This is a genomic window from Pseudomonas sp. H1_A03 (assembly GCF_054685145.1).
Window position 1 is genome coordinate 4,330,602 of record NZ_CP162829.1, and the last position, 14,247, is coordinate 4,344,848.

The 14,247-nt window shown below is 61.2% G+C and carries 14 protein-coding genes; 8 read left to right on the forward strand and 6 right to left on the reverse strand.

Annotation, left to right across the window (positions count from 1 at the left end; all coding sequences use genetic code 11):
* Nucleotides 1-2: 2 nt before the first annotated feature.
* Nucleotides 3-1,412, reverse strand: coding sequence for a circularly permuted type 2 ATP-grasp protein (locus tag AB4O35_RS20155; protein ID WP_065873131.1), 1,410 nt, complete (start codon nt 1,410-1,412; stop codon nt 3-5).
* Nucleotides 1,413-1,817: 405 nt separating this feature from the next.
* Between AB4O35_RS20155 and AB4O35_RS20160 the strand changes: the two genes are divergently transcribed.
* From AB4O35_RS20160 to AB4O35_RS20170, 3 genes are all read left to right on the forward strand, one after another.
* On the forward strand, nt 1,818-2,363 hold the full coding sequence (locus AB4O35_RS20160; protein ID WP_065873130.1) for a hypothetical protein: 546 nt from the start codon (nt 1,818-1,820) through the stop codon (nt 2,361-2,363).
* Between the two features lie 80 nt (nt 2,364-2,443).
* A complete protein-coding gene (locus AB4O35_RS20165; protein WP_065945975.1) occupies nt 2,444-2,656 on the forward strand; it encodes a hypothetical protein in 213 nt (70 codons plus the stop codon).
* An 11-nt stretch (nt 2,657-2,667) separates the two neighbouring features.
* A complete protein-coding gene (locus tag AB4O35_RS20170; RefSeq protein WP_256530457.1) occupies nt 2,668-2,802 on the forward strand; it encodes a hypothetical protein in 135 nt (44 codons plus the stop codon).
* On the opposite strand, the gene AB4O35_RS20175 is transcribed toward AB4O35_RS20170, so the two are convergent.
* From AB4O35_RS20175 to AB4O35_RS20190, 4 genes are all read right to left on the reverse strand, one after another.
* Nucleotides 2,793-4,145, reverse strand: a complete 1,353-nt coding sequence (locus AB4O35_RS20175; RefSeq protein ID WP_065880495.1) for a cation:proton antiporter — start codon at nt 4,143-4,145, stop codon at nt 2,793-2,795. The genes AB4O35_RS20170 and AB4O35_RS20175 overlap by 10 nt on opposite strands.
* Nucleotides 4,146-4,396: 251 nt before the next feature.
* Entirely contained in the window at nt 4,397-5,614 is a 1,218-nt protein-coding gene (locus AB4O35_RS20180; RefSeq protein ID WP_065873128.1) for an EAL domain-containing response regulator, read from the reverse strand.
* A 9-nt stretch (nt 5,615-5,623) separates the two neighbouring features.
* The gene (locus AB4O35_RS20185) at nt 5,624-6,007 is read right to left on the reverse strand and encodes a response regulator (RefSeq protein ID WP_065873127.1); all 384 of its coding nucleotides are present in this window, start codon (nt 6,005-6,007) and stop codon (nt 5,624-5,626) included.
* On the reverse strand, nt 5,992-7,332 hold the full coding sequence (locus AB4O35_RS20190) for a sensor histidine kinase (protein WP_065873126.1): 1,341 nt from the start codon (nt 7,330-7,332) through the stop codon (nt 5,992-5,994). Before AB4O35_RS20190 ends, AB4O35_RS20185 begins: the two co-directional genes overlap by 16 nt.
* 324 nt (nt 7,333-7,656) lie before the next feature.
* Between AB4O35_RS20190 and AB4O35_RS20195 the strand changes: the two genes are divergently transcribed.
* From AB4O35_RS20195 to xylB, 5 genes are read left to right on the forward strand one after another with little or no spacing between them, the layout of a single operon-like run.
* Nucleotides 7,657-9,189 carry a sugar ABC transporter ATP-binding protein gene (locus AB4O35_RS20195; RefSeq protein WP_065873125.1) on the forward strand — a complete coding sequence of 511 codons (1,533 nt, stop codon included), beginning with the start codon at nt 7,657-7,659 and terminating at the stop codon, nt 9,187-9,189.
* Nucleotides 9,182-10,159 carry an ABC transporter permease subunit gene (locus AB4O35_RS20200; protein ID WP_065873124.1) on the forward strand — a complete coding sequence of 326 codons (978 nt, stop codon included), beginning with the start codon at nt 9,182-9,184 and terminating at the stop codon, nt 10,157-10,159. The genes AB4O35_RS20195 and AB4O35_RS20200 overlap by 8 nt, the downstream gene beginning before the upstream one ends.
* A 34-nt stretch (nt 10,160-10,193) precedes the next feature.
* Nucleotides 10,194-11,126 carry an ABC transporter substrate-binding protein gene (locus AB4O35_RS20205; RefSeq protein ID WP_065873123.1) on the forward strand — a complete coding sequence of 311 codons (933 nt, stop codon included), beginning with the start codon at nt 10,194-10,196 and terminating at the stop codon, nt 11,124-11,126.
* A gap of 21 nt (nt 11,127-11,147) precedes the next feature.
* Nucleotides 11,148-12,140, forward strand: coding sequence for a LacI family DNA-binding transcriptional regulator (locus AB4O35_RS20210; RefSeq protein ID WP_065873122.1), 993 nt, complete (start codon nt 11,148-11,150; stop codon nt 12,138-12,140).
* Between the two features lie 14 nt (nt 12,141-12,154).
* On the forward strand, nt 12,155-13,615 hold the full coding sequence (xylB, locus tag AB4O35_RS20215; RefSeq protein ID WP_065945974.1) for a xylulokinase: 1,461 nt from the start codon (nt 12,155-12,157) through the stop codon (nt 13,613-13,615).
* A gap of 119 nt (nt 13,616-13,734) precedes the next feature.
* On the opposite strand, the gene AB4O35_RS20220 is transcribed toward xylB, so the two are convergent.
* Nucleotides 13,735-14,175 (reverse strand): Lrp/AsnC family transcriptional regulator, encoded by a 441-nt coding sequence (locus AB4O35_RS20220; RefSeq protein ID WP_049708345.1) that lies wholly within the window; start codon nt 14,173-14,175, stop codon nt 13,735-13,737.
* Between the last annotated feature and the right edge of the window lie 72 nt (nt 14,176-14,247).

Genomic DNA, 14,247 nt, shown 5'->3' on the forward strand with positions numbered 1-14,247 from the left:
ACTCAGTCCTCCACCACCCAGGTGTCCTTGGTTCCGCCGCCTTGCGACGAGTTGACGATCAGTGAGCCTTCCTTCAGCGCAACACGGGTAAGGCCACCAGGTACCAGGCGGGTTTCCTTGCCCGACAGCACAAAGGGCCGCAGGTCGATATGCCGCGGAGCAATGCCGTTCTCGACAAAGGTGGGGCAGGTGGACAGGCTCAGTGTGGGTTGGGCGATATACGCGTGGGGTCGGGCCTTGATGCGTTGGCGGAAGTCCTCGATCTCGGCGGCGCTGGAGGCCGGGCCGACCAGCATGCCGTAGCCGCCGGAGCCCTGGGTTTCCTTGACCACCAGTTGCGGCAGGTTGGCCAGGACGTGGGACAGCTCATCGGGTTTGCGGCACTGGAAGGTCGGCACGTTTTGCAGCACCGGTTCTTCATCCAGGTAGAAGCGGATCATCTCCGGCACATAGGGGTAGATCGACTTGTCATCAGCCACGCCGGTGCCGATGGCATTGGCCAGCACCACGTTGCCGGCGCAATAAGCGGCCACCAGACCGGGCACGCCAAGCATCGAGTCGGGGTTGAAGGCCTTGGGGTCGAGGAAGGCGTCGTCGATACGCCGGTAAATCACGTCCACCGGCTTGGGGCCGTCGGTGGTGCGCATGAACACCTTGAGGTCCTGTACGAACAAGTCGGCGCCTTCCACCAGTTCCACGCCCATTTCCCGGGCCAGGAACGCATGCTCGAAGAACGCACTGTTAAAGCGCCCAGGCGTCAGCACCACCACGTTGGGGTTATCCAGGCGGCTGGCGCTTTTCAGGGTCTTAAGGAGCAGGTTGGGGTAATGGTCCACCGGCGCGATGCGCTGCTTGGCGAAGACCTCGGGGAACAGGCGCATCATCATTTTGCGGTCTTCGAGCATGTAGCTCACGCCGCTGGGGGTGCGCAGGTTGTCTTCGAGCACGTAGTAGGTGCCGTCGCCATCGCGCACCAGGTCGACACCGGAAATATGCGAGTAGATGTCGCGGTGCAGGTCCAGGCCGACCATGGCCTTCTGATAACCCTCGTTGCCCAGCACCTGTTCCGCTGGAATGATCCCGGCCTTGATAATGCGCTGGTCGTGGTAGATGTCGGCAAGGAACATGTTCAACGCGTTGACGCGCTGGATACAACCGCGTTCGATCACGCTCCATTCGCTGGCGGGGATGCTGCGGGGGATGATGTCGAAGGGGATCAAGCGCTCGGTGTCTTGCTCGTCACCATACAGCGTGAACGTAATCCCGGCGCGGTGGAACAGCAAGTCGGCTTCACGGCGACGCTGGGCCAGCAGCTCCGGCGGCGTATTCGCCAGCCAGCGGGAGAAGTCTTGATAATGCGCACGGCACGCGCCGTTTGCGTCATTCATTTCATCGAAGAAAGATCGAGCCATTCCAGTACCTTGTCAGTGCCGAGGATAGCCAAGTGGCACTGCCGCTTCAAAAAACGCATTTTTATAAGGCCGTGGCTGAAGGTGCCAACCGGCCTGGTCCTTACTTTCTTATGGGGTCGGCTCTGGGTCGGTGGGTAACGAATGCTCCTGTAACCGGGCAAGGCAGGTGGGTGATGAAAGGGTTAAGCAATGCCTGTGCCGAAACCGCCAATAACCCTATTGTAGTGAGCGGGCTTGCCCCGCGCTGGGCTGCGCAGCGGCCCCCAAAAGGGCGGGAGCGCTACGCAATCCGGCGCGGGGCAAGCCCGCTCACTACAAAATGCGCCAGATTGGTGCGCGAACTAACTTGAACTTCGCCGCCGCCCCTTCCTTCTAAACAGACTCGATCCAAAACGGAGCACGCATGTGCCCAGAATCATATCCCCTGACAGCCCAGAATCGACCCTGACCGATCACAGTGAGCACAACGCCAAGATCTTCGGCTCACCCAAAGACCGCCTCGACTTCTACCGGCGCGAGATACAGTACGAAACCTCGATCCTGGCCAACCGCACCGACGCCTACCTGACGGCGCAGTCGTTCTTGGTCATCGCCTTTGTGTCTGGCATGGGCAACCTCAACCCGGAATGGGGCAAATTGTTCACCCTGGTGGTCCCGCTGTTCCTAGCGCTCCTGGGCATTCTCAGCTCCCTCAACGCCTGGCCCGGCATCCGCGCAGCGTATGACATCATCGATCACTGGCACTTCAAACAGAGCGAACTGCTGCGCAGCGAGCCGGTGATGGGCTTGGCTTATGACGAGTCGCCGCTGTTTTCCGAAGTCGAGTCCTCGCACAAGGGCTATCGCAAATCCTTGCTGTTCTCGGTGCGTACACCGTGGATCTTCATGGTGTTTTGGATAATGCTCGCCGCCTATGCGTTCTACATTCAGGTCGATAACCCAGGCTCATAAGCAAGTTGAACTTCATTGCCCAGGGCGTGACCTTACCTTTACGCAGGCTTCATTTTCCCAACACTGCGAAGAGGTGACCCATGAGCACACGCGACGATCCCCAAGTCAGCGGTCGCAACGACCCGGCCATCGACGGCGGCGAACCAGCACCAGGTACTGCCGCCGACGCGCCCAAAGACCCGGCACCCGCCAAAGACCCCAAGGCTGAAGAAAACGACTACAGTCCAGACTTCGAGCCTGAGCCAGAGCCCAAGGCTGAAACCGATGCCGATATCGATACCCAAGGCGGTTAGAGGAGACGGTCATGTCAAAAGAACTTGATGAGGAACTCAACGACCCAGGCAATGAAGACCCTGGCTCGTTGATGGATGACGCAGAAGTGCCGCTCAACGATCTGGATGAAGCGGCGGATGTGGGCAATACCGAGCATCAGGACTGAGTGTTGACCTTGGCTCGTCGTTCATACCACGCCAGCATTGGCTGGGTACTCAGGCCATGAACGACGATGCTCAAGGCGATCACTGACAAGGTCAGGTTCACCGCCACCGCACTGCTGGTACCGATCAGCCCATGATTGAGTGCGTAGAACAGGTAATAAATACTGCCAATCCCCCGTATACCGAACCAGCCCATCAGGCCGCGCTGCCGGTGATCGACCAGGCTGCCCCAGGGCATCGCCAGCACACTGACGGGGCGAATCACGCAAAACAGCAGCGCCGCCATCGGCAGCGCCCGCCAATCCCAATGGCTCACCAGCACGATCCCCAGCACCGTCACCAGGAACACCTCCATCGAGCGCTCGACCAGGCTACCAAATGACAGCATGTCGCCCATCATCACGCCGGCGGCGATCTGCGTATCCTGCAGATCGCTCACATCCCCCTGCAATGCGCGCTCAGGCTCGACTTCCAAGTGACCCACCACCGGCAGCGCCAAGTGCTCCGACGGTGTCTGCGAATGACCGGTAGAGCGGAACTCCGCCTGGCGCAAGCCGAGCCCGGCGGCAAACACCGACAGGAAGCCATAACCGCCCACCGCCTCGGCGACCACGTAGGCCAGCGCAATCAGGGCGAGCGTCAGGTAATCGTTAGGCGAGAGCGTGCTGTCACTGTGGGTGATGCGCAACCACAGCGTCACGCGGCCAATGCCGCGCCCCATCCAATAGCCGATCAACAGCCCGGCGGGCACTGCCCAGAGCAGGTTTTTCAACGCCCAGCCGCCCAGCCAATCCCCGTCAAACCCACCGTGCTGCATAAATAGCAGGGCAAAGATCACAAAGGGGAAGGCCGTGCCGTCGTTCAAGCCTGCTTCGCCGGACAGGCCGAAGCGCAGCGCGTCGTAATCCTGAGCGTTATTGACCTGCACCAGGCCCGCCAGCACGGGATCCGTGGGCGCCAGGATCGCACCCACCAGTAACGACGCGCCCCACGGCAACGCAAACACGTAATGCAGCGCCAGGCAGATGCCAAGGATGGTCAGCAACATCACCGGCCCGGCCATGCCAAACGCGATGCGCCAGGTGCGATGTTTGAGCGGCAGGCGCAGCTTCAAGCCGCTGACGAACAGCGAAAACAGCACGGCAACTTCGGTCAGGTGTTCCATCCAGCGCGCGGAGTGCTGGATATCCAGGTGCAGCAAATCCACGCCCAGTGGGCCGATCCCCACGCCCAACAGCAAGCACACCGCCGAGGTCGTGACAGGCATCCAGCGCAGATAGGATGAGGTGAGGGCAAGGGTAAGCAATACAGCGCCCAGTACGGCCATCCATAGAATAAAAGTCATCGAGCATGCACCAGGGCCGTGGTCTGTTCAGGTTTGAGAGCACGCGCCGCAAGCAGGTTCAATGTGATTGCGGCCTCGAACATTCATTCGCGACCTATTTGACCCATAAACGACAGCCCGCTAAAACCAACCTGCGCCGGCGTGCTGGTGTTCGAGAAACGCCTGGGCGACTACGTGGAAGAAGGCCAGCGTGTGCTGGATCCGTAGCGCTCCCCCCCAACTCGACGCAACTGTGTAGTGAGCGGGACCTCTCAACGCTCCAGCAACAAGCGCTCCAGGGTTTCCACCGGCAACGGCCGGCTGAACAGGTAACCTTGGATCTGATCACAACCGGCCTCTTTCAAGAACGCCAACTGCGCCTGGGTTTCCACGCCTTCAGCCACCACCCGAAGGTTGAGGCTGTGGGCCAGTTCAATGATGGTGCGGGTGATCGCCGCGTCCTGCGGGTTGGTGGTGACTTCGCGGATAAACGCAATGTCGATCTTCAACGTATCGATAGGAAAACGCCGCAGGTACGCCAGGCTCGAATAGCCGGTGCCGAAGTCATCGATGGAAATCTTCACGCCCATGGCGTGCAGGCGCTGCAGGCTGGCGATGGTGTGCTGGGTGTTTTCCATCAAGGAGCCTTCGGTCAGCTCCACTTCGAGCCAATGCGGCTCGACCCCGGTTTGCGCCAGGGTGCGCGCGATATCGGCAATCAGGTCGCCTTCGATCAGTTGATGGCCGGAGACGTTCACCGACACCTCCACCGCACCAATGGCGCCACGTTGCCACTCGGCAATCTGTTGGCACACCTGCTCTATCACCCAGCGTCCCACAGGCACAATCAGCCCAAGGCGTTCCAATATCGGCACAAACACGGCCGGGGATACGGGGCCGTAGTCGGGCCTCTCCCAGCGCAGCAGCGCTTCGAGGGCGCAGAGGCGGCCGCTGGCGATATCGACCTTGGGCTGGTAATGCACGGTGAAGTCTTCGCGCTCGACGGCGTGGCGCAAGGCATTTTCGAGGTCCTGAAGGGCCAAGTCATGCACATTCATTCCCGTTTGCAGTTGCCCCAGCTCGCGCGAATGGCTTGCCAGGTCACCACGTTCTTTGAGCCGCAGCAGGTTGCGCACTCGTAACCACAACTCGACACGCTCGACCGGCTTGCTGATGAATTCCTCGGCACCGGCCTCCAGCCCACTGACACGGGCGCTTTGCTCACTGAGGGCGGATAACATGATGATCGGAATACCCGCGGTGGTGTCATCACCCTTTAATTGGCTGGCGACTTCATAGCCGTCCATGCCCGGCATCATCACGTCCAGCAGGATCAGGTCCGGGGGCTGCTGCGCCACCAACTGCAAGGCTTCTTCACCGCTGCTTGCACTCAGGGTCTGGTAGCCCTCGTGTTGCAGCAGGGTTTCCAGGAGTTTGCGCACCTGGGGTTCATCATCAACGATCAACAACGTCGCGGGTTGGCTGGCCATGGAGCGGACTCATGTGAGGGGTCTGTTGGGCGTTTGCAGCAAGGTGTCGATCACTTGGTACAGCTCTTTGTAACGCAACGGCTTGGTGATGTAGGCGTCACACCCGGCGAGCCGGGTCTTTTCGCGGTCTTCTTTCATCGCCATGGCCGTCAGGGCGATCACCGGGATGTGTGCGGTCAGCGGGTCTTGCTTGAGCAGTGCCGTGGCCGCCAGGCCGTCCATGCCGGGCAGTTGAATGTCCATCAGGATCAACGCCGGCTGTTGTGCGCGGGCCAGGGTCAGGCCGGTTTCGGCATCGGGTGCCCACAGCACCGTGTGGCCGGCATTCACCAACAACAAGCGCGCCAGGCGCATATTGGCTTCATTGTCTTCAATGATCAGGATCTCGGCCATGCTGCCTCCGGCGTGCGATGCAGCGGCAACCACGCGACAAACCGCGCGCCACAGCCTTCACGGCTGGCCACGGCAACACTGCCGCCGTGCAAATCCGTCAGTTGCTTGACCATCGCCAGCCCCAGGCCGGTGCCTTCGAATTTGCGCGCCAGGCCGCTGTCGATCTGGCTGAACGCCTTGAACAGCTTGCCCATGTCGTCCTCAGCGATACCAATCCCGGTGTCGCTGACGCTCAACTCGAGGAACTGTTGATGCGCACTGTCGGGCAAGTCGAAGCGGTACACCGGCCATTCGCCGGGAATCTGCCCGACCTGCTCGCGGGCCACCTGGCGCACCGTCAGCGTCACTGAGCTGCCGTGCTCGCTGAACTTCACCGCATTGGCCAGCAGGTTGTAGACGATCTGCTTGGTCTTGCGCAGGTCCAGTTCCAGGCAGCCGAGGTCTTCAGGGCTTTCCAGCTTCAGTTGAATACGTTGCAGCGCGGCCTTTTCCCGCACGATCAACAGACTGTTGGCCAACAAGCCGGAAAGCTCCGCGCTCTCCAGTTCCAGCTCCATCATGCCGGCCTCGACCTTGGACAGGTCGAGAATGTCGTTGATCAATGACAGCAAGTGCTGGCCGCTGGTGAAGATGTCACCGATGTACTCGCGCTGGGTCTCGCTCATTTCGCCGACCAGCCCGTCCTTGAGCGCCTCGGAAAAACCGATCACCGCATTCAGCGGCGTGCGCAGTTCGTGGGACATGGTGGCGAGGAACTCGGACTTCATGTGGCTGGCGTGCTCCAGCTCCAGGTTCTTCTCTTCCAGGGCGCGCTCGAAGCCTTTGCGTTCGGCTTCTTCCTGCTTGCGCGCGGTGTTGTCGGTGCCGATCAGCAGGTAACCGATGATCGTGTCATGCCGGTTGCGCAAGGCGGTCACCGACACCATGGCCGACAGGCGACTGCCATCCTTGCGGATATAGGTCAGCTCGTAGATGTCTTCGATACCCCGGGAGGCCTTGAACACCAGCGCTTCGAAGCCCGGCGTGATCGGCGTGTCCAGTTCCTGGCTGAGCGCGGCTGCGCGGGTGACCAGTTCGATGGGGTCGGAGATATCGGCGGGGGTGATGCGGTTGACCACATCGGCGGCGGCATAGCCGAGCATGCGTTCTGCGCCGACGTTGAAGATTTGGATTACGCCTTTTTCATCGGTGGCGATGCTCGAGAAATAGGCGCTGTTGAAGATGGCGTCTTGCAGGGCGCCGGTCTTGAGCAGGGTTTTCTGGCGTTTGAACTCGACGATTTTTTCGGCGCGCGATTGCGGCTGTTCGGGTAACGGTGTGTCCATCGCTGTGGCGTTCCGTGGTATTCAGGCCCGTCATCGTCAATCGGCGATGGCGCAGAGCATGCTCACAGAAGATCGCTTGGAGGCGACGAGGAGGAGATGAGGTCCTTGGACAATAGCAGAAATTATGGCGTTTTGATGGCTGGCTAAGGGAGAAATACCTTCGAATGGATATATTCGATCCGAAAACAGTGGTTTTCGAATTTGAGGGTGATGAAACGTTTCATCAATCGACAAATGGTCAACGCAAGCGCTTGCGTAAGAAAATGTATCTGAATTAGAGTCGGCTCACTCGATTACAAAAATAATAATTCCAGGAGCTCATTCATGAGCCTTGAACCCTTGCTTGAGATGCAGGGCATCAGCAAAACCTTCAATGGTTTGCGCGTGCTCAAGAATGTCGGCCTGAAGGTCTACCCCGGCGAAATCCACGCCTTGATGGGGGAGAACGGTGCCGGCAAATCGACCTTGATGAAAATCCTTTCCGGCGCCTATCAAGCCGACCCCGGCGGTGAAATCCGCATTGCCGGCCAGCCCATACCCACCTTCGACCCCGCCACCGCCAAAGCCCTCGGCATTGCCGTGATCTATCAGGAACTGAGCCTGTGCCCGAACCTGAGCGTGGCCGAGAACATCTACCTGGGCCGCGAACTGCGGCGTGGCTGGACCATCGACCGCAAAGGCATGGAGGCCGGGTGCATCGAGGTGCTGCAACGCCTTGGCGCGGAGTTCACCCCGTCAACGCGGGTCAGCAACCTGTCGATTGCCGAGCGCCAACTGGTGGAAATCGCCCGCGCCTTGCATGCCCACGCCAAGATCCTGGTGATGGACGAACCCACCACACCCTTGTCATCCCGCGAGACCGACCGTTTGTTCGCGCTGATCAAACAGCTGCGCAGCCAAGGGTTGGCGATCATCTATATCAGCCACCGCATGGCCGAGATCTACGAGCTGTCGGACCGCGTTTCGGTGCTGCGTGACGGCCAATACATCGGCGAGCTGACCCGCGAGGCGCTGTCGGCCGAAGTGCTCGTGAAAATGATGGTGGGCCGCGACCTGTCGGGGTTCTACAAGAAGGAACACGCTGCGTATAACCCCGGCAACGTGGTGATGCGCGTGCGCGACATGGCCGATGGCAAGCGCGTGCGCAACTGTAGTTTCGACCTGCATGCCGGCGAAGTGCTCGGTATTGCCGGCCTGGTCGGGGCAGGGCGCACCGAACTGGCACGGCTGATCTTTGCCGCCGACCCACGCACCTCCGGCACCCTGGAAGTGGTCGGCAAGACCATCACCCAACTGCGCACCCCGGCGGATGCGATTCGCGCCGGCGTCGTTTACCTCACCGAAGACCGCAAGGCCCAGGGCCTGTTCCTCGACATGAGCGTGGCCGACAACATCAATGTCTGCGCGTGTGTACCGGATGCGCATGCCGGTGGTGTGCTCGATCGTGGCCACGCGGCGCAACGCGCGAGGGACGCGATCCAGTCACTGTCGATTCGCGTGGCGTCGGGCAAGGTCAATGTCGGCGCGCTGTCCGGCGGCAATCAGCAAAAGGTGCTGCTGGCGCGACTGTTAGAGGTCAAGCCGCATGTGCTGATCCTCGACGAGCCTACACGCGGCGTGGACATCGGTTCCAAGTCCGAGATCTACCGCATCATCAATCAACTGGCGCAGGCCGGTGTCGGCATTGTGGTGATTTCCAGCGAGCTGCCGGAAATCATCGGCACCTGCGACCGCGTGCTGATCATGCGCGAAGGCCAGTTGGTGGCCGAAGTCGGCGGGGCTTCCGGCCACGTCATCTCCCAGGAACGCATTATTGACCTCGCCACCGGTGGCGATCAGGTGGTTGCCAATGGCTGAATTGAACGTTGCAACAATAGGTAAAGCTGAACGCGCACGCGAGTTGATGCGCACCGTCGGCATGTTGCCGGTGCTGATCCTGTTGCTGGTGGGCTTTGCCCTGGCCAGCGAGAACTTCCTGACGGTGCAGAACCTGTCGATCATCACCCAGCAGGCCTCGGTGAACGTGGTGCTGGCGGCGGGCATGACCTTTGTGATTCTCACGGCGGGTATCGACCTGTCGGTGGGCGCAATCCTGGCCGCGTCGGCGGTGGTGGCGTTGCAAGCGTCGATGTCGCCGCAGTTCGGCATGTTCGGGATTGCCGCCGGTATTGGCTTCGGGCTGTTGCTGGGCCTGGTCAACGGCGGATTGATCGCCTTTATGCGCCTGCCGCCGTTTATCGTCACCCTCGGCGCACTGACCGCCATGCGCGGTTTGGCGCGCCTATTGGCCGATGACAAGACCGTGTTCAACCCCGACCTGCCGTTTGCGTTTATCGGCAATGACTCGGTGCTCGGTGTGCCCTGGCTGGTGATCATTGCCGTCGCGGTGGTGGCGCTGTCGTGGTTTATCCTGCGGCGCACGGTGATGGGCGTGCAGATCTACTCGGTGGGCGGTAACCCGGAAGCGGCGCGATTGTCGGGGATCAAGGTGTGGAAGGTGTTGCTGTTCGTCTACGCCATGTCCGGTGCGTTGGCCGGGCTGGGCGCGGTGATGAGCGCTTCGCGCCTGTTCGCGGCCAACGGCCTGCAACTGGGGCAATCCTATGAGCTGGACGCGATTGCCGCGGTGATCCTTGGCGGCACCAGCTTTACCGGCGGCGTCGGCACCATCGGCGGCACGCTGATCGGCGCGCTGATCATCGCGGTACTCACCAACGGCCTGGTGCTGCTGGGCGTCTCGGATATCTGGCAATACATCATCAAGGGCATCGTGATCATTGGCGCAGTGGCGCTGGATCGTTATCGCCAGTCCGGTGCGCGGACCTGATTTCACTCATACAACAATCACAAGAGAGACCCGCATGAACGTCAAACGTATCTTTCCCGTTATTGCCTTGGCTGCCTTGATGTCCCAAGCCGTCGAAGCGCGCGAACTCAAAGCCCTCGGCATCAGCATGGGCTCGTTGGGTAACCCGTATTTCGTGACCCTGGCCGATGGCGCCACGGCGCGGGCCAAGGAGCTCAATCCCAACGTCAAGGTGACCTCGGTGTCGGCCGACTATGACTTGAGCAAGCAGTTTTCGCAGATCGACAACTTTATCTCGTCCAAGGTCGACCTGATCCTGATCAACGCGGTAGACCCGTCCGCCATGGCCTCGGCCATCAAGAAAGCCCGCGACGCCGGCATTGTCGTGGTCGCCGTGGATGTCGACGCCAAAGGTGTGAACGCCACCGTGCAGACCGACAACGTCGAGGCCGGCAAGCTGGCCTGCCAGTACCTGGTGGATAAGCTCGCCGGCAAGGGCAATGTGATCATCCAGAACGGCCCGCAAGTCACTGCCGTGACCGACCGCGTCAAAGGGTGCAAGGCGGCACTCGCCAGTGCGCCGCAGATCAAGGTGCTGTCCGATGACCAGGACGCCAAGGGCTCGCGCGAAGGTGGCTTGAACGCCATGCAGGGTTACCTGACGCGCTTCCCGAAAATCGACGGCCTGTTCGCGATCAACGACCCGCAAGCCATCGGCAGCGACCTGGCGGCCAAGCAGCTCAAGCGCAGCGGCATCGTTATCACGTCGGTGGACGGCGCGCCGGATATCGAGAATGCGCTGAAGACCGACACGCAAATCCAGGCGTCCGCCAGCCAGGACCCTTGGGCCATGGCGCAGACCGCGGTGAACGTGGGCAATGACATTCTCAACGACAAAGCCCCAGCCGAAGCGGTGACCCTGCTCACGCCAAAACTAATCACCCGTGACAACGTCGGTACGTACAGCGGTTGGTCGAGTAAACGTTGAATCAGTGAGAGGAACAGCGCCGTGGTCACCATGGATGACGTCGCAAGCAGGGCGGGGGTGTCGACATCGACGGTGTCCCATGTGTTGAACGGTACCCGCAAGGTCAGCCCGGCCACGGTGCAAGCGGTGCAGCAGGCAATCCAGGCGCTGGGGTACATCCCCAACACCCTGGCGCGCTCGCTGGCCCGGTCAAGTACAAGCACGATTGGCGTGGCGATCTCGGCGCTGTCCAACCACTACTTCAGTGAAACGGTGCACGCGATTGAAACCGAATGCGCCAAACACGGCTACATGATGCTGTTTGTCGACACCCACGACGACCCGGAGCAGGAGCTGCGGGTGGTCACGGCGCTGCATCATCGGCGGGTCGACGGGATTGTGCTGGCACCCTCGAACGGCTCCAAGGCGCTGGAGTACCTGCGCGCCAACGAGATTCCAGCGGTGCTGGTGGACCGCATGATGAGCGAGCAGTTTGACCAGGTCGGGGTGGACAACGCCGAGCCCACCCAGGCCCTTATTGAACATCTGATCGCCCATGGTCACCGCCGCATTGGCTTTATCGCCGGACGCGAGGGGTTCAGCACCACCGATGAGCGAGTGGCCGGTTACCGCGCGGCGTTGCACGTGGCGGGGCTGGCGTTTGATCCACAGCTGTTGGTCAATGGCGGCTCCAACACAGAGCCGGCACGCCAGGCCACGGCGCAGTTGCTGGGCCTGGCCGCGCCGCCCACGGCAATCATGGCCGGCAACAACCTGATGACCCTCGGCGCCATGCACGCGCTGCGTGACGCACACATCGCCGTGCCGGGGCAGATGGCCTTGGTCGGCTTTGATGATTTTGACTGGGCGGACTTTTTCGTGCCGCGCCTGACCTTGATCGCTCAGCCGGTCAAGGCACTCGGCGCTCGCGCTGTCGGCCTGTTATTGCAACGCATGGCTTCGCCCACGGCACCGCCCCAGAGCGTGCGCCTGGCGCCAACCCTGCAATGGCGTGACTCATGTGGCTGTAGTTGATTGGAAAACCACGTATGAACCTTCCTGTTTCCCTCGGAATAGACCTCGGCACCTCAGAACTCAAGGCCATCCTGATGGACCTCGACGGTAGGGTGCTGGCCCACGCCGGCGTGCGTCTGAGTGTGTCGCGGCGCCACAGCGGCTGGTCCGAGCAGGCGCCGGAAGATTGGTGGCAGGCGTGTGTGCAGGCGTTGGGGCAACTGCGTGCGCACGAGGCGTTTGCGCGTGTGGCGTGTATCGGCCTGTCCGGGCAAATGCACGGTGCTGTGTTGTTGGGGGAGGACAACCGCGTGTTGTATCCCGCAATCCTGTGGGACGATTCGCGCGCGATCGCTGAGGCTGAACAGTTGGGGGCGGGGTTTGCCGACGTCACGGGCAGCCTGCCCATGGCCGGGCTCACGGCGCCGAAATTGCTGTGGTTGCAACAGCATGAGCCTGAGGTATTCAAGGCCATCGACTGCGTGTTGTCGCCCAAGGACTACCTGCGTTTGCGCCTGAGTGGCGAGCATATCAGCGAGATGTCCGACGCTGCCGGGACGTTGTGGCTGGATGTGGCACAGCGTGAGTGGTTCGCCCCGATGCTGCGCGCGACGGGCCTTGTGCCGGAACAGATGCCCAGGTTGGTCGAAGGCGGCGCCGCGAGTGCGGGTTTGACGGCAACCGAGCTGGGGCTGTCGACTGACGTAGTGATTGCTGGCGGCGGTGGCGATAATCCGGTGGCCGCCGTGGGTATCGGTGCGATCAACGCAGGCGATGGCTTCATCACCCTCGGCACCAGCGCGGCGATTGTCGCCATCACTGACCACGCTGCCGGCAACCCAGCCAGTGCCGTGCACAGCTTCTGCCATGCGTTGCCCAACCGTTGGTACACCATGGGCGCGATGCTGGCCGGTGCCAGTTGCTTGCGCTGGGTGACGCGGCTGACCGGCATGGCGGATGAGCAAACGTTGTTGGACCACGTGCAACTGCAGTTGCCCATAGGGCAGCCTGTGCCTTTGAACACACCGCTGTTTCTACCGTACCTCGCCGGTGAACGTACCCCCCATAACGATCCGTTGCTGCGCGGTGGATTCATGAGCCTGGGCCATGACTGCACGCCCGCCATGCTCGGCTACGCGGTGATGGAAGGTGTGGGCTTCGGGTTGCTCGATGCCTTGCACGCCGTGCAATCGGCGGGTGCGAATGTCGGTGCCTGCGCCCTGGTGGGGGGCGGGGCGCGCAGCGAATACTGGGCGCAGTTGCTGGCGAATATCCTGCAGCGGGAAATCTTCACCTTGCACGGCAGTGAGTTGGGTGCGTGCATCGGTGCGGCAAAGCTGGGGTTCCTGGCGATCGGGCAGGGGGAGGCGTTGTTGCAGGCGGGGATGCCGGTGAAGGCGAGGTATTTGCCTGATGCCACGCAGCGGCCGGTGCTGGAAGCGCGGTACCGCAAGTTCCGAGGCTTGCTGGTAGCGGCCAAAACGCTGCACGAATAAACGAAGCCGTTCGAATTGTGGGCGCTGGCTTGCCTGCGATAGCGGTGGGTCAGCAATGCAAGTATCAACTGGCAGATCGCAATCGCAGGCAAGCCAGCTCCCACATTAGAACTGCCGTGTTAATCCCCCAGCGGTGGCAAACGCCGTTTCACCGGGGTTTTCTTGACGATGGCCGTGTTGGTTTCCGCATAGGCGTTAAGCCGGTCAAGCAAACTGTCCAGATGATCCATGGTGCGCACATGCAGCCGCGCAATAAAACAATCCTCGCCCGTGACCTTGTCGCACTCCGTGAACTCGGGGATCGCTTGGATCTGGCGCTCCACCTCCTGCAACTTGCCGGGTAACGGGCGAATGCGCACGATGGCCTGCAACAGATAGCCAAAATGCTTGGGGTCGATATCCACGGTGTAGTGGGTCAACACGCCGCGCTCTTCAAGACGCCGCAAACGCTCGCCAACACTGGGCGAAGACAGCCCGGTAATGCCGGCCAAGGCCTTGAGCGACAGGCGTGAGTCGTCCATCAAAGCGGCGATCAGTTGCTGGTCGATGGTGTCAATCATGGGGTCCGCCTAATAAGTAAAGGCTATCCAGGTGTTTGACCTTTTTTAGTCACTGGAGCCGCTCTCAAGCAG